The sequence below is a fragment of the Haloplanus ruber genome, from assembly GCF_024494725.1.
Taxonomy (GTDB): Archaea; Halobacteriota; Halobacteria; order Halobacteriales; family Haloferacaceae; genus Haloplanus; species Haloplanus ruber.
In genome coordinates this window covers 105676-128409 of sequence record NZ_JANHDK010000001.1, presented here as the reverse complement: position 1 = coordinate 128409, position 22734 = coordinate 105676, and the positions used below count along the sequence as shown (strand labels likewise).

General features: G+C 68.5%; 21 protein-coding genes. 10 read left to right on the top strand and 11 right to left on the bottom strand.

Annotation, left to right across the window (positions count from 1 at the left end; genetic code table 11):
* The first annotated feature begins 199 nt into the window (after nt 1-199).
* Together NO878_RS00625 and NO878_RS00620 are read left to right on the top strand one after the other, a co-directional pair.
* A complete protein-coding gene (locus NO878_RS00625; protein WP_256404029.1) occupies nt 200-1999 on the top strand; it encodes an acetyl-CoA carboxylase biotin carboxylase subunit in 1800 nt (599 codons plus the stop codon).
* A complete protein-coding gene (locus NO878_RS00620; RefSeq protein WP_256404028.1) occupies nt 1996-2931 on the top strand; it encodes a biotin--[acetyl-CoA-carboxylase] ligase in 936 nt (311 codons plus the stop codon). The genes NO878_RS00625 and NO878_RS00620 overlap by 4 nt, the downstream gene beginning before the upstream one ends.
* Here NO878_RS00620 and NO878_RS00615 read toward each other — a convergent pair.
* Nucleotides 2928-3386, bottom strand: a complete 459-nt coding sequence (locus NO878_RS00615; protein ID WP_256404027.1) for a universal stress protein — start codon at nt 3384-3386, stop codon at nt 2928-2930. The genes NO878_RS00620 and NO878_RS00615 overlap by 4 nt on opposite strands.
* 181 nt (nt 3387-3567) lie before the next feature.
* Between NO878_RS00615 and NO878_RS00610 the strand changes: the two genes are divergently transcribed.
* Nucleotides 3568-4350, top strand: a complete 783-nt coding sequence (locus NO878_RS00610; protein WP_256404026.1) for a DUF7847 domain-containing protein — start codon at nt 3568-3570, stop codon at nt 4348-4350.
* A 27-nt stretch (nt 4351-4377) separates the two neighbouring features.
* Here the strand turns inward: NO878_RS00610 and NO878_RS00605 are convergent, their stop codons facing one another.
* On the bottom strand, nt 4378-5391 hold the full coding sequence (locus NO878_RS00605; protein WP_256404025.1) for an amidohydrolase family protein: 1014 nt from the start codon (nt 5389-5391) through the stop codon (nt 4378-4380).
* A 31-nt stretch (nt 5392-5422) separates the two neighbouring features.
* Nucleotides 5423-6646 carry an HD domain-containing protein gene (locus NO878_RS00600; RefSeq protein ID WP_256404024.1) on the bottom strand — a complete coding sequence of 408 codons (1224 nt, stop codon included), beginning with the start codon at nt 6644-6646 and terminating at the stop codon, nt 5423-5425.
* A 74-nt stretch (nt 6647-6720) separates the two neighbouring features.
* On the opposite strand from NO878_RS00600, the gene NO878_RS00595 reads away from it, so the two are divergent.
* Nucleotides 6721-7329, top strand: coding sequence for a DJ-1/PfpI family protein (locus tag NO878_RS00595; protein WP_256404023.1), 609 nt, complete (start codon nt 6721-6723; stop codon nt 7327-7329).
* A 6-nt stretch (nt 7330-7335) separates the two neighbouring features.
* On the opposite strand, the gene NO878_RS00590 is transcribed toward NO878_RS00595, so the two are convergent.
* Nucleotides 7336-8505, bottom strand: a complete 1170-nt coding sequence (locus NO878_RS00590; protein WP_256404022.1) for an MFS transporter — start codon at nt 8503-8505, stop codon at nt 7336-7338.
* A 130-nt stretch (nt 8506-8635) separates the two neighbouring features.
* Here NO878_RS00590 and sod point away from each other — a divergent pair, with 130 nt between their 5' ends.
* Nucleotides 8636-9235 carry a superoxide dismutase gene (gene sod / locus NO878_RS00585; protein ID WP_256404021.1) on the top strand — a complete coding sequence of 200 codons (600 nt, stop codon included), beginning with the start codon at nt 8636-8638 and terminating at the stop codon, nt 9233-9235.
* A 107-nt stretch (nt 9236-9342) separates the two neighbouring features.
* Nucleotides 9343-9612, top strand: a complete 270-nt coding sequence (locus NO878_RS00580; protein ID WP_256404020.1) for a DUF5827 family protein — start codon at nt 9343-9345, stop codon at nt 9610-9612.
* Here the strand turns inward: NO878_RS00580 and NO878_RS00575 are convergent.
* Both NO878_RS00575 and NO878_RS00570 read right to left on the bottom strand, forming a co-directional pair.
* Nucleotides 9609-10187 carry an MBL fold metallo-hydrolase gene (locus NO878_RS00575; RefSeq protein ID WP_256404019.1) on the bottom strand — a complete coding sequence of 193 codons (579 nt, stop codon included), beginning with the start codon at nt 10185-10187 and terminating at the stop codon, nt 9609-9611. The genes NO878_RS00580 and NO878_RS00575 overlap by 4 nt on opposite strands.
* A gap of 125 nt (nt 10188-10312) precedes the next feature.
* The gene (locus tag NO878_RS00570) at nt 10313-10789 is read right to left on the bottom strand and encodes a dihydrofolate reductase (protein WP_256405442.1); all 477 of its coding nucleotides are present in this window, start codon (nt 10787-10789) and stop codon (nt 10313-10315) included.
* A 176-nt stretch (nt 10790-10965) separates the two neighbouring features.
* On the opposite strand from NO878_RS00570, the gene thyX reads away from it, so the two are divergent.
* On the top strand, nt 10966-11709 hold the full coding sequence (gene thyX, locus NO878_RS00565; RefSeq protein ID WP_256404018.1) for an FAD-dependent thymidylate synthase: 744 nt from the start codon (nt 10966-10968) through the stop codon (nt 11707-11709).
* Between the two features lie 192 nt (nt 11710-11901).
* On the top strand, nt 11902-12642 hold the full coding sequence (locus NO878_RS00560; protein WP_256404017.1) for an MBL fold metallo-hydrolase: 741 nt from the start codon (nt 11902-11904) through the stop codon (nt 12640-12642).
* 192 nt (nt 12643-12834) lie between these two features.
* Here the strand turns inward: NO878_RS00560 and NO878_RS00555 are convergent, their stop codons facing one another.
* The 4 genes from NO878_RS00555 to NO878_RS00540 form a co-directional block, all read right to left on the bottom strand.
* On the bottom strand, nt 12835-13029 hold the full coding sequence (locus NO878_RS00555) for a cold-shock protein (protein ID WP_157690875.1): 195 nt from the start codon (nt 13027-13029) through the stop codon (nt 12835-12837).
* Between the two features lie 68 nt (nt 13030-13097).
* A complete protein-coding gene (locus NO878_RS00550) occupies nt 13098-13835 on the bottom strand; it encodes an isopentenyl phosphate kinase (RefSeq protein ID WP_256404016.1) in 738 nt (245 codons plus the stop codon).
* On the bottom strand, nt 13832-14833 hold the full coding sequence (mvk, locus tag NO878_RS00545) for a mevalonate kinase (protein ID WP_256404015.1): 1002 nt from the start codon (nt 14831-14833) through the stop codon (nt 13832-13834). Before mvk ends, NO878_RS00550 begins: the two co-directional genes overlap by 4 nt.
* Before the next feature lie 43 nt (nt 14834-14876).
* The gene (locus NO878_RS00540) at nt 14877-15185 is read right to left on the bottom strand and encodes a hypothetical protein (protein ID WP_256404014.1); all 309 of its coding nucleotides are present in this window, start codon (nt 15183-15185) and stop codon (nt 14877-14879) included.
* Nucleotides 15186-15264: 79 nt separating this feature from the next.
* Between NO878_RS00540 and NO878_RS00535 the strand changes: the two genes are divergently transcribed.
* Together NO878_RS00535 and NO878_RS00530 are read left to right on the top strand one after the other, a co-directional pair.
* Nucleotides 15265-18021, top strand: coding sequence for an ATP-dependent helicase (locus NO878_RS00535; protein ID WP_256404013.1), 2757 nt, complete (start codon nt 15265-15267; stop codon nt 18019-18021).
* Nucleotides 18022-18216: 195 nt separating this feature from the next.
* A complete protein-coding gene (locus tag NO878_RS00530) occupies nt 18217-20031 on the top strand; it encodes a histidine kinase N-terminal 7TM domain-containing protein (RefSeq protein WP_256404012.1) in 1815 nt (604 codons plus the stop codon).
* Between the two features lie 27 nt (nt 20032-20058).
* On the opposite strand, the gene NO878_RS00525 is transcribed toward NO878_RS00530, so the two are convergent.
* Nucleotides 20059-22731 carry an AAA domain-containing protein gene (locus NO878_RS00525; protein ID WP_256404011.1) on the bottom strand — a complete coding sequence of 891 codons (2673 nt, stop codon included), beginning with the start codon at nt 22729-22731 and terminating at the stop codon, nt 20059-20061.
* Between the last annotated feature and the right edge of the window lie 3 nt (nt 22732-22734).

The window sequence follows — 22734 nt, the reverse complement described above, 5'->3', positions numbered from 1 at the left end:
GGATTCGGCGCCGGCGACGGGACACACCGGAGCGACCGAACGGTCGGTTATTGGGCCACATAGGTACAGAATCCGACGCATGACGGATCGACACCCACGTTCGATTTCGGATCGGAACCGGCGGCAAGGAGACAGTCTGGGCCACGCGTCCGCCGACCCCACCGATACACTAACGGGGGAATCGCCTGAAAGGGGGGATATGTTCCGCAAAGTCCTCGTCGCCAACCGGGGCGAAATCGCGGTGCGCGTGATGCGTGCCTGCGAGGAGTTGGGGGTCCGGACGGTCGCCGTCTACAGCGAGGCGGACAAACACGCCGGTCACGTTCGCTACGCCGACGAAGCGTACAACGTCGGGCCGGCTCGGGCGGCAGACTCGTATCTCGACCAAGCAGCGGTGCTCGAGGCGGCCCGGAAGGCCGACGCCGACGCCATCCACCCAGGGTACGGCTTCATGGCCGAGAACGCGTCGTTCGCCGCCCGCGTCGAGGACAGCGAATGTACGTGGATCGGCCCACCGTCGACGGCGATGGAGCAGCTAGGCGAGAAGACGAAAGCCCGGCGCGCGATGGACGACGCGGGCGTCCCGGTCGTCCCGGGGACGACCGACCCCATCGACGACCCCGAGGAGGTGGCCGCCTTCGCCGAGGAACACGGCTATCCGGTGGCGATCAAGGCCGAGGGCGGCGGTGGGGGCCGCGGCATGAAAATCGTCGACGGCCCCGACGACATCGAAGCGCAGTTCGACGCCGCCAAACGCGAGGGGGAGGCCTACTTCGACAACGACTCCATCTACCTCGAACGCTACCTCGACGCACCCCGACACATCGAGGTACAGATCGTCGCCGACCACCACGGCAACGTCCGCCACCTCGGCGAGCGGGACTGCTCGCTCCAGCGGCGCCACCAGAAGGTCGTCGAAGAAGGACCCAGCCCTGCGCTCTCCGACGACCTGCGCGAGCGGATCGGCGAGGCGGCACGGCGGGGCATCGCCGATACCAACTACACGAACGCCGGCACCGTCGAGTTTCTCGTCGCCGGCGGCGACTTTTATTTCCTCGAAGTCAACACGCGGATCCAGGTCGAACACCCCGTCACCGAGGCGATCACTGGCATCGACATCGTCAAAGAACAGCTGCGGGTCGCCGCGGGCGAGGAGATCGGATTCACTCAAGAGGACGTCGAAATCGACGGTCACGCCATCGAGTTTCGGATCAACGCCGAGAACGCCGCCAACGACTTCGCGCCCGCGACCGGCCGCCTCGACACCTACGACCCCGCGGGCGGGATCGGGGTCCGGGTCGACGACGCCGTCCGGCAAGGCGACGAAATCGGCGGCGACTACGACTCCCTGATCGCGAAGCTGATCGTCCACGCGGGCGACCGCGAGGAGTGTCTCGCGCGCTCGGAGCGTGCGCTCCGCGAGTTCGACGTCGAGGGGCTTCACACCGTCATTCCCTTCCACCGGCTGATGGTGACCGACGAACGGTTCACCGGGGGGACGCACACGACGAACTACCTCGACGAGGAACTCGACCCCGCGCGGATCGACCGCGCGGTCGAGCGCTGGGGCCCCGACACAGAGGAGGGCGACGAGAGCGACGAGGACGAGACGGTGACCGAACGCGACTTCACCGTCGAGGTCAACGGCAAGCGCTTCGAGGTGAACCTCGAAGAACGGGGGGCACCGCCGATCCCGACCGATGCGGGAAGCGGGACTGGCGGCGGAGGGATGGAGCGCCCGGACGCCGCCGAGGACGCCGGGGATGGGAGCGCGGCCGCCGGCGACGGCGAGCGTATCGAGGCCGAGATGCAGGGGACGATTCTCGCCGTCGAGGTCGACGCGGGCGACGAGGTGGCAGCCGGCGACGTGGTGCTCGTCCTCGAAGCGATGAAGATGGAAAACGACGTGGTCGCCGAGAGCGGCGGCACGGTGGCCGAGGTTCTCGTCGAGGAAGGCGAGAGCGTGGATATGGGTGACCCGCTGGTCGTCCTCGAATGAGCGGCGAGCGGGACACCCGGCGGCGACTCCTCGACGAACTCGCGGCCGCGACGGGGCCGATATCGGGACCGACGCTCGCAGACCGCCTCGGCGTCTCGCGGGCGGCGGTCTGGAAGCAGATCGAGGCGCTCCGCGAGGCGGGGTTCGAGGTGGCGAGTGGCGCCGACGGCTACGCCGTCCGGTCGGTCCCCGACTACGGCGCCGACGCCATCGCCTACGGCCTGGAGGCACCCTACGCCGTCGAGTTCCACGACCGCCTCCCGAGCACGAACGACCAGGCTCGCGAACGCGCCGCCACGGGGGTGAGCGACCGCTTGGTCGTCGCGGGCGAACAGACCGGGGGTCGCGGACGGCTCGACCGCACCTGGGACTCGCCGCCGGGCGGCGTCTACGCGAGCCTCCTGCTCGCCCCCGGCCGACCAACGGCTCACGCGCCCGTCTTCACGCTCGCGGCGGCCGTCGCCGTGACCCGCGCCTGTCGGGCGGCAGGCGTCGACGCCGTCATCAAGTGGCCGAACGACGTGTTGCTCGCCGGATCAGAGCGAAAGCTGGCGGGCGTGTTGACCGAGATGGAGGGCGAGTCCGACCGGGTTGCCTGGCTGATCGTCGGAATCGGCGCGAACGTCGACGTGGCCGGGGCGACCCTGCCGGAGGGGGCGACGAGCGTTCGCGCCGCGGGCGGCGACACCGACCGGCGGCGGTTCTGCCAGCGGGTCGTCGAGACGTTCCACGGTCTCGACCCCGACGCCGTGCTCTCGGCGTGGCGCGAACACGCCGTCACGCTCGGACGGGTGGTCCGCGTCGAGACACCCGGCGGGACCGTCGAGGGCGAGGCCGTCGACATCGAGTTCCCGGGGGCGCTGGTCGTCCGAACCGACGACGGCGAGCGTGTCGTCCACGCGGGCGACTGTGAGCATCTGCGGCCGGCCTAGTTCTCCACGGGGACGGTCGTCACGGGCACCGACGAGGCGCGGATGACTCCCTCGGCGACGCTCCCGAGGAGAAGGCGGTCGATGCCACCGCGCCCGTGGGTGCCCATCACCACGAGGTCACAGTCGTTTGCCTCGGCGTAGCGGACAATTTCCCGACTCGGCTTCCCCTCGACGACCGCCGTCCGAACGGGGACCGTCGGCTCGTCCGTCTCGGAGCGCTCGACGGCAATCTCCCGGACTCGCGTCACGGCCGCCTCGGCATCCTCCCGAAGCAGGCCGTCGACGCTCTCCCACGAGGACTCCATCGCCAGCCCCGCGTAGGCGTCGGAGTTGAGGACATACAGCCCATGTACGGTCGCGTCGTGAATCTCCGCCACCGCTATCGCGTGCCCGATGGCTCGCTCGACGCCGTCCGACCCGTCGGTGGGGACGAGGATACGTTCGTACGCGACCATGTGTATTGGTATCATATCTTGACACATAACTCTTGACACCGACCGCGCTCGCTCCGGCCGGGAGGCACACACCGTCACCCCGTGTCCCGTCGAGTCGTGGCGCGACACCCCGGCGCAGATGGTAAAATAACGGTATGAGCTTACGGTGCCGTTTATGCTGTCGTGGAATGGAGTCATCACTATGGCCCTCCAACTCGGCCGAACGTGTATCGACGGGATCGAACGGGTGATGACCCGGACCGGCGGCCTCCTGCTCGTCGGGCTGATCGTGATTCAGTTGCTGACCCAGGCGTTGATCAACACGGCGGTGGTGGATATCTTCCCGGCTGGACCGGCGGGGGAACTCGAGGCGTTACTCGGGTTGACCCTCCCGATTCCCGGCGCCGTCGCCGGCGTCTGTTTCGTGGGCGTCCTCGTGCTCAGTTCCGCGTACTTCGTCGTTCTGTCGCGGGCGCTCGCCCGCCCGACGGCGGAGCTTTCGACGCTCCCGTCGACGCTGGTTACGCGCCGGATCGGCCGCGCGACGCTGTCGATGCTCGTGGGCGGGCTGGTCGTTGGGGTTGCCGTGACGCTCGGGTTGGCCCTGATTTTGGTGCCCGGAATCTTCCTCGCAGCCTGCTTTCTGTTCGTCATCTTCGCGGTCGGCGTCGAGGACCGCGGCTGGATCGGCGCCCTCAAGCGGAGTTGGGCGCTCTCGCGTGGCGCACGACTGAAACTCGCCGTCGTCGTGATCCTCGCGGGTGTGCTCGGCGGCGTGGTCGGAGCGGTCGGCACGGTGCTAGATCTCGCGCGCTCCCCGGTGGTCGCCGAACTCGTCTCGAACACGCTGAATAGCATCCTCTTTACCGTCCTCTACGGGATCATGGCGTCCGCGTACCTCCAGGTTCGAGAGGAAGGGCCTGGCGGACGCGAGGGACCCGTGGCGACCGAGCCAACGGGACACACGGGCGTCACGGACGGGTAGACGGCGGTCTCCAAGGCGACCGACCGACTACAACACGACCCGCTCGACGTCGTCGACCCCCGCCCGTCGGACGACCGCGCGAACCGGATCGTGCGCGCCGGCGAGGTTGTCGGAGTCGCCGTCAAGGACGAGCAGTTTCGCCGGGCGTCCCGGGGCGACGACACCGCAGTCGAGGCCAGCAATTTCGGCGCCGGCCGTCGTCGCCATCGCTAAGACTTCGCGCGCGGTCACGTCGAACCCCTTTGCGGTGTACGCCATCTCCCGAAACATCGACGGCGCGTTGAGCATGACGTTGTCCGTCCCCAACGCGACGGTCGTGTGATCGAGCAGCTTCCGAATCGGTGGGCGTCCAACGTCCAAGACGGTGTTCGCGCGCGGACAGACGGCAACCGGGATCGACCGGTCGGCGACCCGTTCGAGGTGGTCTTCCTGGGCGTGAACCATGTGGACGAGCAGGTCCGGCTCTAGGGCGAGCGCGGGGTCGATATCCGTCGCGTCAGGCTCGCCCGCGTGGATGGCGAAGGGAACGCCGCGCTCCTCGGCCGCGGCACGCTGCGCGGAGAACTCGTCGTCGTTGGCCCCGCTGGCCCCGAAGCCGTCGGCGACGTCGAGAACGGACGGGTCCTCGCTCCCGAAGATGAACGGATCGACGTCCACCGGCCGAGCGGCATCCCGAAGCGCGCGTGCGCCGGCGACCCCCGACTCCCGGAAGTCCAGGCAGGATGCCGTCCCGCTCTGTCCCATGAACCGGAGCGTCCGGCGCATCGCCGTCACCAGTTCGGTCCGGTCTGCCGCGGCCAACCGCCGGTGTTTCAGGCTGTCCGGCGGCGCGACGGCGTCTGTGAGGGAGAGTCCGACGGCGGCCTCCTTGGCGATGGAGTCGCCGATGTGCGTGTGGGCGTTGACGAAGGCCGGACAGACGACCGCGTCGCTCTCGACGGCGGCCTCCTCAACGGCGACAATTTCGCCGTCCTCGACGACGACGCGGCCCTCGATGGGGTCGAACTCTCGTCCTCGGAGGACGGTGCCCTCGATCTGCATATCCACACCGCCTCGCGCGCGGGCCTTGAAGCTATCCGAACTCGTCGAGCGTGGCGTCGAGACCACGGCGCACGTCCGAGACGAGCGCCCCGTCGATATCGAGACCGAGAGTTCGAACGGCCGTCCGACCGACGCGGTCGACGGCGCCTGCGGGCGCGTAGACGCCGAAGCGCCACTGGTTGCGGCCCGCGGTCCGGAGCGCGGAGACCAACGGTGACTGCCGGTCGAGCCGCCGGATCTCGCCGTTGACGACGACCCGCGACGAGGACTCGCGGATCTCCGGCGCCGGCGGCACATCGAGGATCACCGCGCCGGGGTCGAGGTCGGCGTCGGTCGCCACCGCCCGCTCCAGTTCTCTGATACGCTCGTGGTCCGCCTCGCGGAGCGACGCGGGCACGTCGTCGAGTTCGGCCCACACGGCCCGCTTGTAGAGATCACGGGCCGAGAGACGGTCGGCCAGCGCGGCCGTCGCGTCGGTCCGGCGAAGCGTCACCAGCAGGTCGGCGTCGTCCCACCGGCGCACGCGCTCCGGGTCGTGGCCGGCGTCGTCGACGAGGCGCTCGGTCGCCCGCCGGAGCATCGCCTTCCCGATGCGTGCGACGTGGTGTTGGTACACCGTCGGGTTCATCAGCGCCCGGGCGAGCAGGAGGCTCTCGGCGGTCTGGACGTTCCCCTCCGCGATGACGAGTTCGCCGTCCCGGAAGGTGAGTTCCCGCACCAGCCGGCCGTGGTCGATAGTGCCGTACGGCACGCCGGTGTGGTGGGCGTCGCGGACGAGATAATCCATCCGGTCGACGTCGAGTTCGCCGGAGACGAGTTGCCCGTACCGGCCGTCGCCGGCGATCAGGTCGGCGACGGCGGCGGGATCGAGGTCGTGATCCCGGAGGACAGCCCCCACTCGGCCGCTCGCGACGAGTTCGTCCACGTCGTCGTGGAGCTTGCCCGTCCGTCGGTAGAGGAGGTGCTCGACGTTGTGGCTGAAGGGAGGGTGGCCCACGTCGTGGAGGAGGGCGGCGGCCCGGACCCGTTCGGCCGTCCGCCCCGCGACGCCGAGGTGATCGAGCGCCTGGCTCGCGAGGTGGTAGACCCCGAGACTGTGTTCGAAGCGGGTGTGGTTGGCCGACGGATAGACCAGCGAGACGGTCCCGAGCTGGCGGATTCGCCGGAGCCGCTGCATGGCCGGCGTGTCCAGCAACTCCTCGGCCACGCCCGTCACCTCGATGTGGTCGTGGACGCTATCCTTGATCGTCGCCATGCCGAGCAGTTCGGCGGCCTCGGATATATACTCCGGGCAGGGGGTCTATTGTCACCCGGCGCGACCGTCGGGACATGACGACGGTAGCGATACTCGTCTACGACGGCTTCGACGAACTGGACGCGGTCGGGCCCTTCGAGGCCTTCGGGATGGCGGCCGACGCGGGTGCGCCCGTCGAGACGTCACTCGTCACGCTGGAGGAGCGAGACCGGATCACGGCCGCCCACGGCCTCCGGATCGACCCCGACGGACGCCTCGACCCCGACGACCCGCCGGATCTGGTCGTCGTCCCCGGTGGCGGGTGGAACGACCGCCGCGAGCGGGGAGCGTGGGCGGAGGCCGAACGCGGCGCCATCCCCGACGCGCTCGCACGGGTCCACGACGCGGGGGCGACGCTCGCGGCCGTCTGCACCGGCGGGATGTTGCTCGCTCGCGCCGGTCTGCTCGACGGGCGGCCAGCGGTCACCCACCACGGCGCGCTCGACGACCTGCGGGCGACCGAGGCCCGTGTCGTCGACGCCCGCGTCGTCGACGACGGCGACGTAGTGACCGCCGGAGGGATCACCTCCGGGTTGGATCTGGCGCTCCACCTGATCGAGCGGGTCGCGGACCGGGAGACGGCAGACAGCGTCGCCGATGGCCTGGAGTACGAGCGACGGGGCGACCGCTGGACGCCCGAGTAGGCCCTGTCAGGTCTCGGTCAGGCGGAGCAACCACCCGACGAGGAGGGCGGCGAGCGCGCCCCCGGCCGCGAGCGCGCTCCAGCCGGCGGTGTAGCCGGCGGTGTCGACGAGATAGCCGAACGCGGGCGGGGCGACCAAGCCGCCGGCGTTGATCGTGAGTTGGCCGCCAGCGGTCGCCTCGCCGACGCGGTCCGTGGGGACGAGCGCCGTCATGCAGGCGTAGTAGGTGGCGGGGATGCCAAACAGAAAGAGTCCGAGGGCGCCGAAGCCCGCGGCGGCGGCGAGTGGCCCGTCGACGAGCGTGACGGCGGCGAGACAGGCCGCGCCGCCGAGTGACTGCCCACAGAGAACGAGCGCGCTCGCCCGGGCGTCGCTTCCGGGGAGGCGGTCGACGAGTGCGCCCCCGCCGATCCGGCCGACGCTCCCGGTCAACTGGACCAGCGCGAGCGTCGTCCCCGCGACGCCGGCGGCGACCCGCGTCGACTCGGTGAGATAGAGGACGACGTAGGCGGTGGTGGTGAAGATGGTCCCGCCGTAAAAAAAGCCCGCAGCCGCGAGCGTGCGGTAGTCCGGCCGGGCGAGCAACCCACGGACGTCGGGCAGCCCGAGTGACCCGTGACCGCCGTCGCCGCGATACCAGTAGCCGAAGGCGACGGCGACCAGAATGGCCGTCGCGGCCGCAACGAAGAAGCCGCCACGCCACGCGAAGCGCGTGGCGGCAATCCACGTCACCAACACGGCCCCCAGCCCGCTCCCAACGGTCACGCCCACCTGTTTGAGGCTCATGGCGAGGTTGCGGCGGCCGGGCGGTGCGACCGCGAGAACCGCACGGTTGGTCGCGGGCATGGCCGCCGCGTAGGCGCCACCGATCACCAGCAACGCGACCAAGAGCGCCGGATAGCTGGGTGCGACCGCGACCCCGGTCGTGCCGGCGCCGAGGGCGAGAAGTCCTCCGATCATGACCGGACGCTCGCCGTAGCCGTCGACGAGTGCCCCCATCACGAACAGCAGGAGGGTGTAGCCGAGCATCGTGGCGGTGATGGTGACGCCGACGAGGGTGCGCGAGAGGCCGAAGTCGTCCCGGAGGAAAGCCGTCGCAGCGAAGATTGCGTAGAAACAGAGACTAGCGACCGTCTGCCACCCGCTCACTAGGCCGACACCGCGCCATCCACGCATCGTATCTCCCCGTCGGCCACCCCACCACAAGGGTCTGTCCATCCACCCGAGCGCCCGTGTGGCGTGTTAGCGTGCGTTTCCTCAAAGCTTAACAGCGTCCCGATACATCATTTGTATGGAGGTTATTCCAATGAGCTACGAACTCGATCCACTTCCGTACGATTACGACGCGCTGGAGCCGCACATCTCCGAACAGGTACTGACGTGGCATCACGACACCCACCATCAGGGCTACGTCAACGGCTGGAATAGCGCCGAGGAGACGCTGGAGGAGAACCGCGAGGATCACGACTTCGGGTCCTCCGCGGGTGCCATCCGAAACGTCACCCACAACGGGTCGGGGCACATCCTCCACGACCTGTTCTGGAACAGCATGTCGCCGGAGGGTGGCGACGAGCCGACCGGCGCGCTCGCTGACCGGATCGAGGAGGACTTCGGGTCCTACGAAGCCTGGAAGGGTGAGTTCGAGGCCGCCGCAGGCGACGCCAGCGGCTGGGCCCTGCTCGTCTACGACAGCTTCTCCAACCAGCTTCGTAACGTCGTCGTCGACAACCACGACGAGGGCGCACTCTGGGGTGCACATCCCATCCTCGCGCTCGACGTCTGGGAGCACTCCTACTATCACGACTACGGTCCGGCCCGCGGCGACTTCGTCGAGAACTTCTTCGAAGTCGTCGACTGGGAGGAGCCGAGCGCTCGCTGCGAACAGGCCGTCGAACTGTTCGAGTAAGCGGCAGTCGCCACGCGACGACTCGGCCGATCAGATTTTTTTCGCACTCATCGTCCAGCCACGCTACAGTCGGTACCGTTTACGTGGTCGCCCGCGTATCGCCGCTCATGCCACGATCCAAGGAGTCGTTCGAGGAGATATACCCCTGTGAGTTCTACACGCCCGAGGAGTTGCTCGATCCCGAGCAGATGTACACGATCCAGGAGATTGCGCGCCTACTACAGGGCCTAGAGCCAGACGCCGAGGTCGACGAGGGGACCGAAGCCGTCATCGTCGACTGGGCGGTGCCGTGGGTGATGATCAACGCCGACGACCTGGTCATCGGCGAACCGCCGACCGACGACGACCCTGGCTACTACGGCCTGCGGACGGACTAGCCCATCCGCGCCGCCTGTCCCGCCCGTTCGACCGTCGCGTAGGCGTCCGTCGTGACGCTCGGCCCGTGGCCCGTATGGAGCGCCGCGAGGTCAGGATCGATGGTCTCCCGGAGCCTGTCGATGCTTTGGACGAGCGTCCGTCGATCTCCCTCCTCTAAGTCCGTCCGCCCGAAGGAGCCGCCGGCAAAGACCAGATCGCCCGCGAAACAGACCCGTGTCGACGGCGCGTACAGGCAGACGTGGTCGTCCTTGTGGCCCGGCGTGTGGAGGACGGTGAAGTCGTCGTCGCCGAGGCGAACGGTCCCGTCGAGTTCGCGGTCGACCGACGGTTGGTCCGGATCGAACCCCCAAGTCTCGACGCCGAAGGCCGTATGAACCGAATCGACGTTGCCGACGTGGTCGGGGTGCGTGTGGGTGAGAACGACCGCGTCGAGGGTGTCGATCCGCGATTCGATCCGGGCGACGACGTCGAAGTTCGCGCCGGCGTCGACGAGGACCGTCCGGTCACCGGTGACTAAGAAGACGTTGCTGGTGAACGCCTGCACGTCGGCCGCGAGGTTCTCGATGTCGGTCATGTGAGTTCCCTACCGCCCCTCGGGGCTTGAACGGTTCGTCCTCGCTCTCGCCGACCGCCGGTGTGAGGGGCGGCCGTATCCCGGACCCACCGTCGAACCGGCTGGCGGTGTCCGCGGCCGCACGACTAGTTCCGAACCCACACTTCGAGCGTGAAGTCCGCGTACTCGGTGCGTTCGACGACGGTCCACTCCTCGGGGTTCCAGTCGGGGAAGTGCGCGTCCCCGTCGTACGCGCCGGGAATCCGACTGAGCGCCATCCGGTCGATGTGGGGCTGGAACAGGCCGTAAATTGACGCACCGCCGATCACGTAGGCTCGGTCGCCGCCGAGTGATTCGGCGGTCGCCACCGCGTCGTCGACGTCGGCGGCGTGGTGGGCCGACGCGCCGTCGTACTCCGTCGTCGACCGACTCAACACGACCTGGGCGGTTCCGGGGCGGTCGTCGCGCATCGACTCGAAGGTTTGTCGACCGAGAATCACGGGTGCGTCCGCGATGCGCTCCCTGTACTGGCGCTTGTCGGCCGGAATCGACGGCCACGGCAGGCCGCCGTCGCTGCCGATCACGCCGTTCGCTGCCACCGCGGCGACGGTTACGAGTTCCACGTCGGCCCCCTCACGACCGGCCACGGTCGGCCGTCGGGTGTCACGACGCGTCGCAGGTTCGCCATCGTGCCCTCTCGTCGGCGCACGGGCAAGAAACGTCCGCTCGGGGGCGTCGGTCTCGGCGACCGGTCGGAGACTCCCGACCCTTCAAGTAGCCTGGCGCCCGCCTCGAAGCTATGGAGGTCAAACTGCTCGAAGCGACGCCCGATCCGGAGCGGGTGATCTGTTCGGCGGCGCGAAACGACTACCTCTCGGAGTTCGTCGGCGATATCTCCTTCGAGGAGGCCATGGAGGACATCGAGGGCGAGACGATTCAGGAGAAGCGAGAGACGCTGATCGGCCACCTGCTGGATCACGGTCACTTCGGCCCGTTCGAACACCCGCAGGCGACCTTCGCTATCCAGGGCGTCAGCCGGTCGTGTATGGCCCAGATCACGCGCCACCGACACGCCAGTTTCGACATCCAGAGTATGCGTTATGTCTCCTTCGACGACGTCGACCCCGCCGACGTCGAGGAGGGAGCGATGGTGGTGACGCCACCGTCGGCGGTCGACCCCGACTGGATCGGTCGCAACCAGTCGAGTGGCTCCGTCGACGAGGAGACGGTTGCCGAGCGCAAGCGCGTGTTCCGCGAGACGGTCCGTGACTCCGTCGAGTCCTATCAGAAACTCCTCGACCTGGGGATGCCACCGGAGGACGCCCGCTTCGTCCTCCCCATCGGCACCGAGGTCAACATCGTCATGTCGCTCAACGTCCGCATGCTGATGCACGTCGCGGACATGCGCGCCGCCGCCGACAGCCAGTGGGAGGTCCGGGGGATGACCGAGTCCATCCTCGAACTGGCCGCCGAGTGGTGTCCCATCACCTTCGAGCACTACGAGAACCACCTGAAGGGCCGGAAGAACCGCCTCGCGCCCTGATCGGAGCAGACGCGCCGGCGCCGCGTGGGTTCGTCTTCGCGTCACACCCCTCGTCGGTGAGCACCCGGTCACGGTCGGAAAGACGGACGTCGTCGCCATAGCCGCCGGACAGCGGACGTTTTCGGCCCCGACGAGGCGTGAGCGTCGGTGTGCACCACAACCAGTTTTGCCCGCCCTCGACAAGGCCGACCCATGCAGCTCACCTTTCTCGGCACCGGGAGCGCGATGGCGGTCCCCGACCGGGCACAGACCGGTCTGTTGCTCGAACGGGAGGACCGGCGTCTGCTGGTCGACTGTGGCGCCGGCGTTCTCCAGCGTCTCGCGGGCACCGACGCGGGCTACGAGGGCGTCTCGACGGTGCTCCTGACCCACCATCACCTGGACCACGTCGCCGACCTCCTGCCACTGCTGAAGGCGCGGTGGCTCGCGGGCGAGGAGTGGCTCGAAGTCGTCGGCCCTCGCGGGACGAAGGCGCTGGTCGACGACCTGCTCGCCACCTTCGAGTATCTCGACGGCCGGGTCGACCTCCGGGTGCGCGAGGTGGGTCCCCACGAGTTCGCCGTCGCCGGGTTCGACGTCCGCGCACGGGAGACGTGGCACTCCATCGACGGTCTCGCGTACCGGGTCGCGGGCGCGGACGGCGACCTCACGATCAGTAGCGACACGGAGGCCTTCGAGGGGATGGCTGCCTTCGCCGACGGCTCCGCTGTCTTCGTCCACGACTGCTCCTTTCCCGACGACGTCGACGTCTCGAATCACCCCACGCCCTCGACGCTGGGGGAAACCCTCGCGGACCACGACTACGGTCGGGTCTACCTGACCCACCTCTATCCACACACGGAGGGGCGCCACGACGAGATGCTGGCGGCGGTCGAACGCCGCTACGACGGCGAGGTGCGCTTCGCCCGTGACGGGGTGCGGGTGGAGTGTTAGCGCACTCGGCGTCATAGCGCCGTCCGCCGGTCTCGGCGGCGTAAGCGTCGGCTTCCCATCTATCGTCGGTGGCCACGAGTCGAGTGGCGGTCCGCCGACGGAAACACGCCGGTGTCGCCGCTACGCGGCGTGGATCGCATAAAAAATGGGTCGGGGTATCCGCCGCTCCGAAGCGACGGGTCGAAAGTCGTCTTAGTTGCGAACGACGTTGGTCGCGCGCGGACCCTTCGGGGAGTCCTCAATCTCGAATTCGAGTTCCTGTCCTTCTTCGAGGTCCGGACCGCCAACGTCCTCCATGTGGAAGAAAACGTCGTCGTCAGCATCCTCAGTCTCGATGAAACCGTAGCCGCCAGTGTTGTTGAAGAAATCAACCTTACCGTTTGCCATTGCAAACAAACGTACAGCCGCTTCGGGGATAACCCTTGCGAGGGTCGTGGTACCACGACCGCCGGCCGTCAGTCGATGCGCGTCCCCGGTTCGTCGCCGGCGAGGAAGGCCGACAGGTCGTCGGCGCCGAAGACGTACGCCGGCGCGTCGAGTTCGAGGAGGGTACGGACCTTGCCGGCCATCCCCCCGGTCACGTCGGTGGCGTCGCTTCCGCCGAGGGCGTCGGCCACGTCCGCGAAGTCGTCGATGCGGTCGATCACCGCGCCGTCGGCGTCGTAGACGCCGTCGACGGTCGAACAGAGGCCGACCCGGTCGGCGTCCAGTTCCGTCGCGAACCGCGCCACCAACTCGTCGCCCGAGATGATCGTTGCCCCGCGCCCCTCGTGAGCGATCACGTCGCCGTGTGAGACGGGAACAAAGCCCTCGCCGAGCATCGTCCGAACCGTCTGCATGGGGTGTTGAAGCGTCGCCTCGGCGTCGCGGGCGCCCGCCGAGAGCGGGTGGACGGGCAAGGCCGGCACGTCCCGGTCGTGAAGTCGCGAGAGAACAAAGCGGTTGAGCGTCGTCATCGACCCGTGAACTTCGAGGGCCGCGCCCGCGTCGGTCGTCCCCTCGGTCACCCCAACGCCGTGTTTCTCGGCGTAGTGGTGGCCGAAGCTTCCGGCGCCGTGGACTAAGGCGAGGTCCGTATCGGCGACGGCGCCGGCGACAGCGTCGGTCGCCGCCGAGAGGGCGTCGCCGTCGAGTGTCTCCCGGCGGTCCTTGTCGGTGATGACGCTCCCGCCGAGTTTGAGGACGGTCGTCACGCTTCCCTCCGGACGCCGTCGGTCGCGAGTTCGGCGCGGAAGGCCTCCTCACACCCCGGCGTGAACTGGAGCGCCGTCAACGTCTCCGGGGTGGGATCGAGGGCGACGATACAGCCGCCGCCGCCGGCACCGGTGAGTTTCGCACCGTGGGCACCGGCTTCGCGGGCCGCCCACACCATGCTGTCGAGCGACCGCGAGGAGACGCCGAGCGACGCCAGGAGGCCGTGGTTGAAGTTCATGAGCCGCCCGAGTTCCGCGAGACTGCCCTCGGCCTCGTTTTCGGGGTCGAGTATCTGCTCGCCGGTGCGCACCAGGTTACCGATGGTCGACACCGTGTCGGCCGCGAAGTCGTACTCGGCTTTGAGCGCGCGGACGCCGGCGACGAGTTCGCCGGTGTCGCCGGCGCCGCCGTCGAACCCGACGACGAGGGGGAGATTCGGCGCCTCGATGGCCCGACAGTCGTCGCCCTCGACCCGGACCGCGCCGCCGAGGGCCGAACAGAAGGTGTCGGCACGCGACGCCTGTCCGTCCTGGACCGCCGCCTCGGCGCGGTAGGCGCGGTTCGCGAGTTCCCGCACCGGGAGTTCGTGACCGAGTTCGCGTGTCGCGGCGTCGATGCCGGCCACCGTCACCGCGGCCGAGGAGCCAAGCCCCGCCCCGAGCGGGATCGAACTCTCGACGGAGATGTCGAAGCCGGCGTCGGGCCGGTCGACGGCCTCGCGAGCCTGTTCGACCGCCGCGTCGACGTAGCCCATCGCCGCCTCGACCAGCGACGCCGGCACGTCGACGTCCGGCCGGCCGTCGGTCGCCCCCGCGTACTCGACGGTGAAGCCGTCGAGACTGAGATCCGACGCCTCTACGCGTACGTGGTCGTCGTCCCGGGCCTCGACGGACACCGTCGCTCGCCGCTCGATGGCACAGGGGACGGCGGGTTCGCCGTAGACGACGGCGTGTTCGCCGAAGAGGTACACTTTGCCCGGCGCACTCGATACAGTCATACGAACCCCTACGGATCGGGCGTCGGTTAAGGGGTCCGGATACTCACTCCGCGTCCAGGTCGGCGAGGTCCTCGAGTTCGTCGAGGTCGTCGTCACTCCCGAGAAGTTTCGAGACGGCGACAGCGAGTAGCGCGAGGGCGCCGAGGGCGAGGAGGAGTTTCCCGAGTGTGCGCCCGGGACAGCCACAGCCATCGGCGTCGTCTTCGTCCGCGTCGTCGGTCGGGTCGTCGTCGGTCGGGTCGTCGTCGGTCGGGGCGTCGTCGTCCGACGACCTGCCGAGTGTCGCCGGGCCAATCTGCACCGTGCCGTCGCCGAAGTTGAGTTCGAGGAGGGTGAATTTCTTCGTTCCCATACCGACCGTAGCGTCAGCCGAGACTTATATGATCGGGTCGGACACAACCCACTTGGTCGTCCGCGCCAACGTAGTACCGATGGATCGGCCCGAGGCGGAGGTCCCCGAGCGACTGGCCGCGGCGGCGGACGACGTCGACGTCCTCGAACTGCTCGACCCCGCCGTCCGTGACTGGTGGATCGACCGGTTCGGCGCGTACGTGTCCGAGAACGGCGGCTTCTTCACACCGCCACAGCGGGGTGCCATCCCGCTCGTCCACGAGGGGGACAACGCGCTCGTCTGTGCCCCGACGGGCAGCGGGAAGACGCTCGCTTCCTTCATCGCAATCATCAACGAACTGTTTCGCCGGGAACGAGCGGGTGGTCTGGAGAACGCGGTGTACTGCCTCTATGTCTCGCCGCTGAAAGCCCTCGCCAACGACGTCCAGCGGAATCTGGCAGACCCGCTCGACGGGATCCGAGAGCGACTGGAAGCGCGGGGCGAGTCGACGGAGGTGCGACAGGCCACCCGCCACGGCGACACCGACGACGCCGCCCGTCGGCGGATGCTGGACGAGACGCCACACGTCCTCAACACCACCCCCGAGACGCTCGCAATCCTGCTCAACTCACCGAAGTTCCGGGAGAAGTTGCGGACCGTCGAGTACGTCGTGGTCGACGAGATTCACGCGCTCGCGGCGAACAAGCGGGGGACGCACCTCTCGGTGTCGCTAGAGCGACTGGCAGACCTCACCGACGGCTCCCCCACCCGGATCGGCTGTTCGGCGACGGTCGAACCGCTCGATACCGTCGCGGACTTTCTCGTTGGCAGAGAGGGGGGCGAGCCACGCGACTGTGAGGTGGTCGACGCCCGCTTCGCCCGCGAATTCGATCTCCAGGTCGACTGCCCGGTCGACGACCTAGTCGCCACGCCCGGTGACGTCGTCCGTGATCGCTTCTACGACCAGTTGCACGACCTGATCGACTCACACACCAACACGCTGGTGTTTACGAACACCCGGTCGGGGGCCGAACGGGTCCTGCAGGCGCTCCGGGAGCGCTACGACTACGACGACGAGCGCTCCGCCTGCCACCACGGGAGTCTCTCGGCCGAGCGCCGGGCCGCGGTGGAGGCGGCACTCAAACGCGGCGACCTGGACGTGGTGACGACCTCTACCAGCCTCGAACTCGGCATCGATATGCCTCACGTCGACCTGGTCGTGCAGGTCGGCTCCCCGAAGTCCGTCGCGGCGCTCCTCCAGCGGGTAGGCCGGGCGGGCCACCAAGTCGGTCAAGTGGTCGAGGGGCGCGTGGTCGCACTGGACCGCGACGACCTGGTCGAGTGTGCCGTGATGGGGCGCAAGGCCGACGCGGGCTTCGTCGACCGCGTGTTCGTCCCCGAGAACGCCTTCGACGTTGCCGCCCAACACGTCTACGGGATGGCGATCAACGGGGTCCGCCCCGAGCGCGAGGTGCGGGCGACCCTCCGCCGGGCCTACCCCTACCGAACCTTCGACGACGACGACTTCGAGACGCTCTTTCGGTACCTCACTGCCGACTACGAGGGGTTGGCGGAGCGCAACGTCTACGCGAAGATCTGGCGGGATCGGAACGACCCGCCAGAGGGCGAACACCACCACTCGGACTTCGACGTGGGCGAACCCCTCATCGGCAAGCGCGGCCGCCTCGCACGGATGATCTACCTGACGAACGTCGGCACTATCCCCGACTCCTTCGCCTGTGACGTGTTCGTCCGCGGCGGCGACGAGTGGGTGGGCCAACTCGACGAGGACTACCTCGACACGCTCGATCCGGGCGACGTGTTCGTCATCGGGGGCGAGCGCTTCGAGTTTCAGTACCGCCGTGGCTCGAAGGTGTACGTCGACCGCACCGCCGCCCGCCCGACGGTGCCCTCGTGGTACTCCGAACGCCTGCCGCTCTCGGCGGACCTCGCGCGCGAGATTCTCGCCTTCCAGCGGGACCTGCTGGCCCGCCTGGACAGTGGCGGTCCGCCGGCAGCCCGAGACTGGCTCCGGAGCGACGTCCTCTCGGAGCGGGCGGTGCGGGCGCTGACTCGCCTCTACAACCAGCAGGTCGCCTTCGCCGGACCGGAAAGTGTCTCGACGCCGACCCGCATCGCCATCGAGGAGGTGCGCGACCGAGAGGCGTACCGCCGTCGATACTACGTCCACTCCGTCCACGGGCGGCGGTGCAACGACGGCCTCTCGCGGCTCCTCGCTGCGAAGTGTGCCAGCGAGGCGACGGCGAACGTCACCGTCGCCGTCGCCGACAACGGGTTCGTCCTCTCGATGCCGCTGAACCGCCGACTTGACGTCGCTGGCCTCCTCCGGGGTCTCGACCCCGACGACGTGCGGGACGACCTCCGGGCGGCCCTCCGAGGGACCGACCTCCGCAAGCGGTACTTCCGGATCGACGCGACGCGCTCGTTGATGATCCTGAAACGGTACAAGGGGACCGAGAAGTCGGCGGCGCGCCAACAGGTCGAAAGCGAGACGCTCCTCTCGTTGGCCGACGACCTGGACGAGTTCGCTGTGATCGAAGAGACCGACCGAGAACTGTTGGAGGATAAACTCCACGTCGAGGGCATCGAACGGGTGCTCGCGGGAATCCAGGCGGGGGAGGTGGAGATCAGCGAGCGGACGGTCGAGACACCGACACCGCGGGCGTTCGGCCTGGCGACGCTCGCGGCCACCGACACCGTCCTCGCCGAGGACGAGGACGCGGCGATCCGGAACTTCCACGAACGGGTGCTGGACGAACTCGGAGAGAGAGCCGAGCGACACGACGTCGACCCGTTCGACGGAGACGGCTCTCGGGAGACAGGCTCCGACCGGTAAGCCGCCGGGCCGGCGCGGCCGTTCCCCGGTTTGACTCGGTGTCGAGCGGTCGACCAACGGACATTTGTCGGAGGAGACAGAATTTTTGACCGGAACGGTAACGCGGTTATCGGCGAAGGCGGCTGGGGGGCCACAATGTCAAAGGTAGAACATTTTCCGACATGGTAGGATCGGCGCGAACCATCACGTAGACCGATGGAGCTGTCGATCACACTCTTTGTACTGGTAGAGTTCGTCGTCGGAGCGACGGCGGCAGTCGTCGCGTCCGTGGCCTGGACCCACCGCGACAGGCCGGGCGGGACGCCTCTGCTGGCGATGGCGGTCACGGGTGTCGCGTACGCGGCGACGAGCGTCGCCGAGTCGACCGTCGGCGGTCCGTTGTTGTGGGAGTTAGTCACAGGCCTGCAACTCCCGCTGACGGCCGCCCTCGCCGTCGAATCGTTCTACCTGGCCGCCGAGTTCACCCGCCACGAGCGGTACCTGCGGCCGGCGGTCACGGGGCCGCTCGCCGGCGTCGTACTGGCGATTCTGGTCGGGTCGCTGACCAACCCGGCACACCACCTGTTTCGAGGGCCACCGGAGTTGACGGCCGCGGGGGTGTTCACCGCCACCTACGGCCCGCTCTTCTGGATCCATACGCTCGTCTCGCTGGTGATCATCCTCGCCAGCGTCACGCTGTTGATCGTCGAACTAGCGAACGCAAGCGGGATCTATCGGGAGCAGATTGTGGCCACGGTCGTGGGCTTTCTGATCGGCATCGGATTCTTCCTCTGGGAGTCGCTGGCTCCGATCCACCCGGCGTTCAACCTCGCGACCGTCGGGGTCGTCGGCTGGTGTTTCGTCACGCTCTGGGGCGTGTTCCGCGTCGACCTGCTCGAGACGGGACAGATCGCACGGAAGACGCTCGTCGACAGCATGACCGATCCCGTCCTCGCGCTGGACACGGACGACCGGATCGTCGACGCCAACGTGCGGGCACGCGACCGCCTGGATGTCGACACCGACGTGGTCGGCACCCCCGTCACAGCGGCGCTCGCCAGCTATCCGCCGCTTCTCGACGCCCTCGATTCCGGCGAGAGCGAGCGAGAGATCACGCTTCGGACCGACGGGGGCCGGCGCCACGTCCGAGTCAAGCAGTCGCCGGTGTACCACACTCGGTCCCGCCCGGCCCGCCTCGGCGGCCACGAGGTCCGACTGGGACGGACAGTCGTCATCGAGGACATCACCGAACGCAAGAAGCGCGAACGGCAACTCGAACGACAGAACGAACGCCTCGACGAGTTCGTGAGCGTCGTCTCGCACGACCTCAGAAACCCGCTGAACGTCGCGGTCGGACACGCAGAACTGGCCAGTCAGGAGTGTGACAGCGACCACCTCGACGAGGTGATGCAAGCACACGACCGGATGGACACGCTGATCGAGGACCTCTTGACGCTGGCACGGAGCGGGCGCTCCATCGACGAGATGGACGCGGTCGACTTAGCCGACGTCGCCCGGGACTGCTGGCAGAACGTCGAAACGCCGGGTGCGACGCTGACAGTCGAGACGGTGCCGGTGGTCGTCGCCGAGCGGGGCCGTCTCCAGCAACTACTTGAGAACCTGTTTCGCAACAGCGTGGAGCACAGTTCCACGGACAACCGGACAGAGTCCGGTGACAGCGTCGAACATGGTTCGACGAGCAGTCGGACGGAGTCCGACGACAGCGTGGAGCATCGCTCCGCCGATGGCCGGCCGGTGGCCGAGGGCGACACCCCGGAACAGGACGAGAGCGTCACGATCACCGTTGGACCGGTCGACGACGGCTTCTACGTCGCCGACGACGGCCCGGGAATCGACGCCGACGACCGCGAGCAGGTGTTCGACAGCGGGTATTCGACCGATTCCGACGGAACGGGACTCGGACTGCACATCGTCGAGCGAATCGCCGAGGAACACGGCTGGGCCGTCCGCGTGACCGAGAGTGCGGCCGGCGGTGCGCGCTTCGAAATCACGGGCGTCGACGTGGCGTAGGCAGGCGAGAGACCAGCCGACTGGCCGTCACCGTCGCGCCCAGTCCAGCATCCGGGCGTAGAACGGCTCCGATTCCAGCGCCGCGGCGTCTCCGACGAGGACGAGCGCCTTCTTCGCTCGCGTGAGCGCGACGTTCACCCGGCGGGTGTCCTCGAAGATCGGCCCATCTAGATCGTCGGTGGCGACAAAAGAGACGACGACCACCTCGGCGCTCGACCCCTGGAAGCGGTCGACAGTGTCGACGGCCACGTCCACCCGGCGGTTGATTTCGGCCACCTGCGCGCGGAAGGGGGCGATCACCACCACGTCGTCGGGGTCGACACCAGCGTCGAGGAAGGACGCGACGACAGCGGCCACCCGGTCGGCCTCGGCCGGGTTGGCGTTCCCCTCGCGGCGCCCGTCGGGGTCGACGAAGCGGACCCCCTGTCGGAGTTCGGGATCGAGGCGCTCGCCGTCGACGCCAGGCAAGTCGTCGAGCGTCCCGCCCGCCACCTCGGGGGTTGCAGGGCGGAGCGCGCCATCGTAGAACTCCGCGGAGGCAAAGGCCTGGATGCGCTGGCTCATGCGGTACTGCCTGTCGAGCATGGTCGCAGCCTCGGGATGGGCGTCGTGGAGGCGCTCGAACAGCGAGGTCGCGAGACGCTCGTCGCCGGACTGGACCACCGGCGGGAGTTGCTGGTGATCGCCCACGAGGATGAACCGGTCCACAAGATTGATCGCCGCGAGCGTTCCCGGCTCGGTCAACTGCGACGCCTCGTCGACGACGGCGACGTCGAACGACTCCTCGCGAAGCACCCGAGAGCCACAGGTGGCGGTGGTGGCGGCAACGACGGGCGACGACCGGAGCGCGGCCGCCCGGTCGTTTGGCTCGCCCCGCCGCTCTAGGCGTACGTCGCGCATGTCCTCGCGGACGCCCGTGGCCGTGCCGACGCGGGCGATGTCCGCGAATCCTTGGTCACGGAGGGCGTCGAGTGCGTTGTCGACGGCACGGTTCGTAAACGCCGAGAGGAGGACACGCTCGCCGCGTTCGACCAGTGCCCGGACGACGTGAGCGATGGTGTAGGTCTTGCCCGTCCCCGGCGGACCGTGGACGAGCGCGAAGTCGTCGGCACCGACGGCCCGCCGAACCGCCGTATTCTGGGCGTCGTTGTTGTCGACGAACGTCTCCGTCACCTCGCGGAAGGTTGGCTCACGTCGACCAAAGAGGACGTCCTTTCGCTCGGAATCTCCCTTCAGGAGCGCGTCGTGGAGCGCGGTCAACTGCCGGGAGACCGAAATCTCGGAGGGGTAGACGTCGAGGCGTCGCAGGTCGAGCGGTTCGTCCACGGTGACGACCGCTTCGTCGCCGAGCGCCTGGATGCGGCCGAGTTCGGCGTCACCGCCGATTGGGTCGCCCGCGCTGGCGAGGGCAACATCGCCTTCGCGGAGTTTCGAGACGGCGCCGTCGGGGACCCCTGCCCGGAGTTCCCAGTCGCCGTCCGGGAGTTGCCGACGGCCGAGCGGCTCCAAGTCGATCAACGCACGGTCGGCCGCGGCCCGCTCCGTTGCGCTCTGTTCCCACAGCTTCCGGTACTCGGCGTGGACCGCGCGGCGTTCGTCCTCGATGGCGCGGTAGAACGCCTCGAAGTACTCGCGTTCCTCCGCCGGGATGGCGGTGCCGACCTGCCCGGCCTTTGACTCCTGGTCGAGACGCCCCGAGACGACCATGCAGGTGTCCTGCTCGAAACACCACTCGCATTTGGCGTCGGCCTCGTAGCCCGTGGGGACGCGACGCTCGGCCTCGGCGGCCGCAATCTCGTTGCGCGTGCGGACGACGAACTCCAACAGCCCGCGGCCGACCGAGAACTCCTTGGCCGGAGAGAGGTCGCCGCTTGCCTCGCTCCGGTCGAGCGCCGCGTTCTTCGTATAGAGGAGTGTCCCCGTGTTCGGAGGGTCACCAGACTCACCCAGCAAGAGGGCGTACGTCGCCGCCTGGATCTTGTCGTGAAAGCGGGGGTCGCGCTTGGTGTTTTTCCCCGTCTTGAGTTCGACCGGACTGTCGCGCCGGAGGGCGTCGGCGCGACCCTTGATGCCGAAGGTGGGGCTAATGAGGGTGTACTCCGAGCGCCACTCGTCTTCCTCGGTGAGGGTGCCCTGGGCCAGCCACCCCTCGATGGCGGCGGCGTTCCGGCGCACCTCGTCACGGACCTCCGCGGCCTCGCGGCCGAGCAGTCCGAGTTCCAGGCCCGCGGCCTCGACGCGGTCGGCGACAGCGGCGTCGAGGTCCCGCCCCCGCAACAGGTCGCCGAACACCTCGTGGACGATAGTCCCCTTGACGACGGGGTAGGCGAGGGGCACCCCCGAGAGCTTGTTCAGGTAGTACATCCGCGGGCACTGTACCCACGAGCGCACGTCGGTCACGTCCACGAGGAAGTCGGGTTCGAGAACGACATAGGAGTCGCTGGTCGTCGCGTAGCCCCGCTCACCCCGGAACTCCGTCTCCTCGGGGTTGGTCACGAGGAGGTCCATCCCCGCGGCGGCGTGCTCGGCGGTGTGGGTCCACTTCCCCCACAGGGTCACCGTGATCTCACGGTCGTCCGGCGCTCTCTCCCCGTCGAGACGCTCGGGACGGATCGTCGTCTCGACTAGGTCACGCTCGCCGTGTTGTGTCGAGACGCTTCGCACCTCGCCGACGTCGATGATCGTCCCGCGGAGGTTCACGAC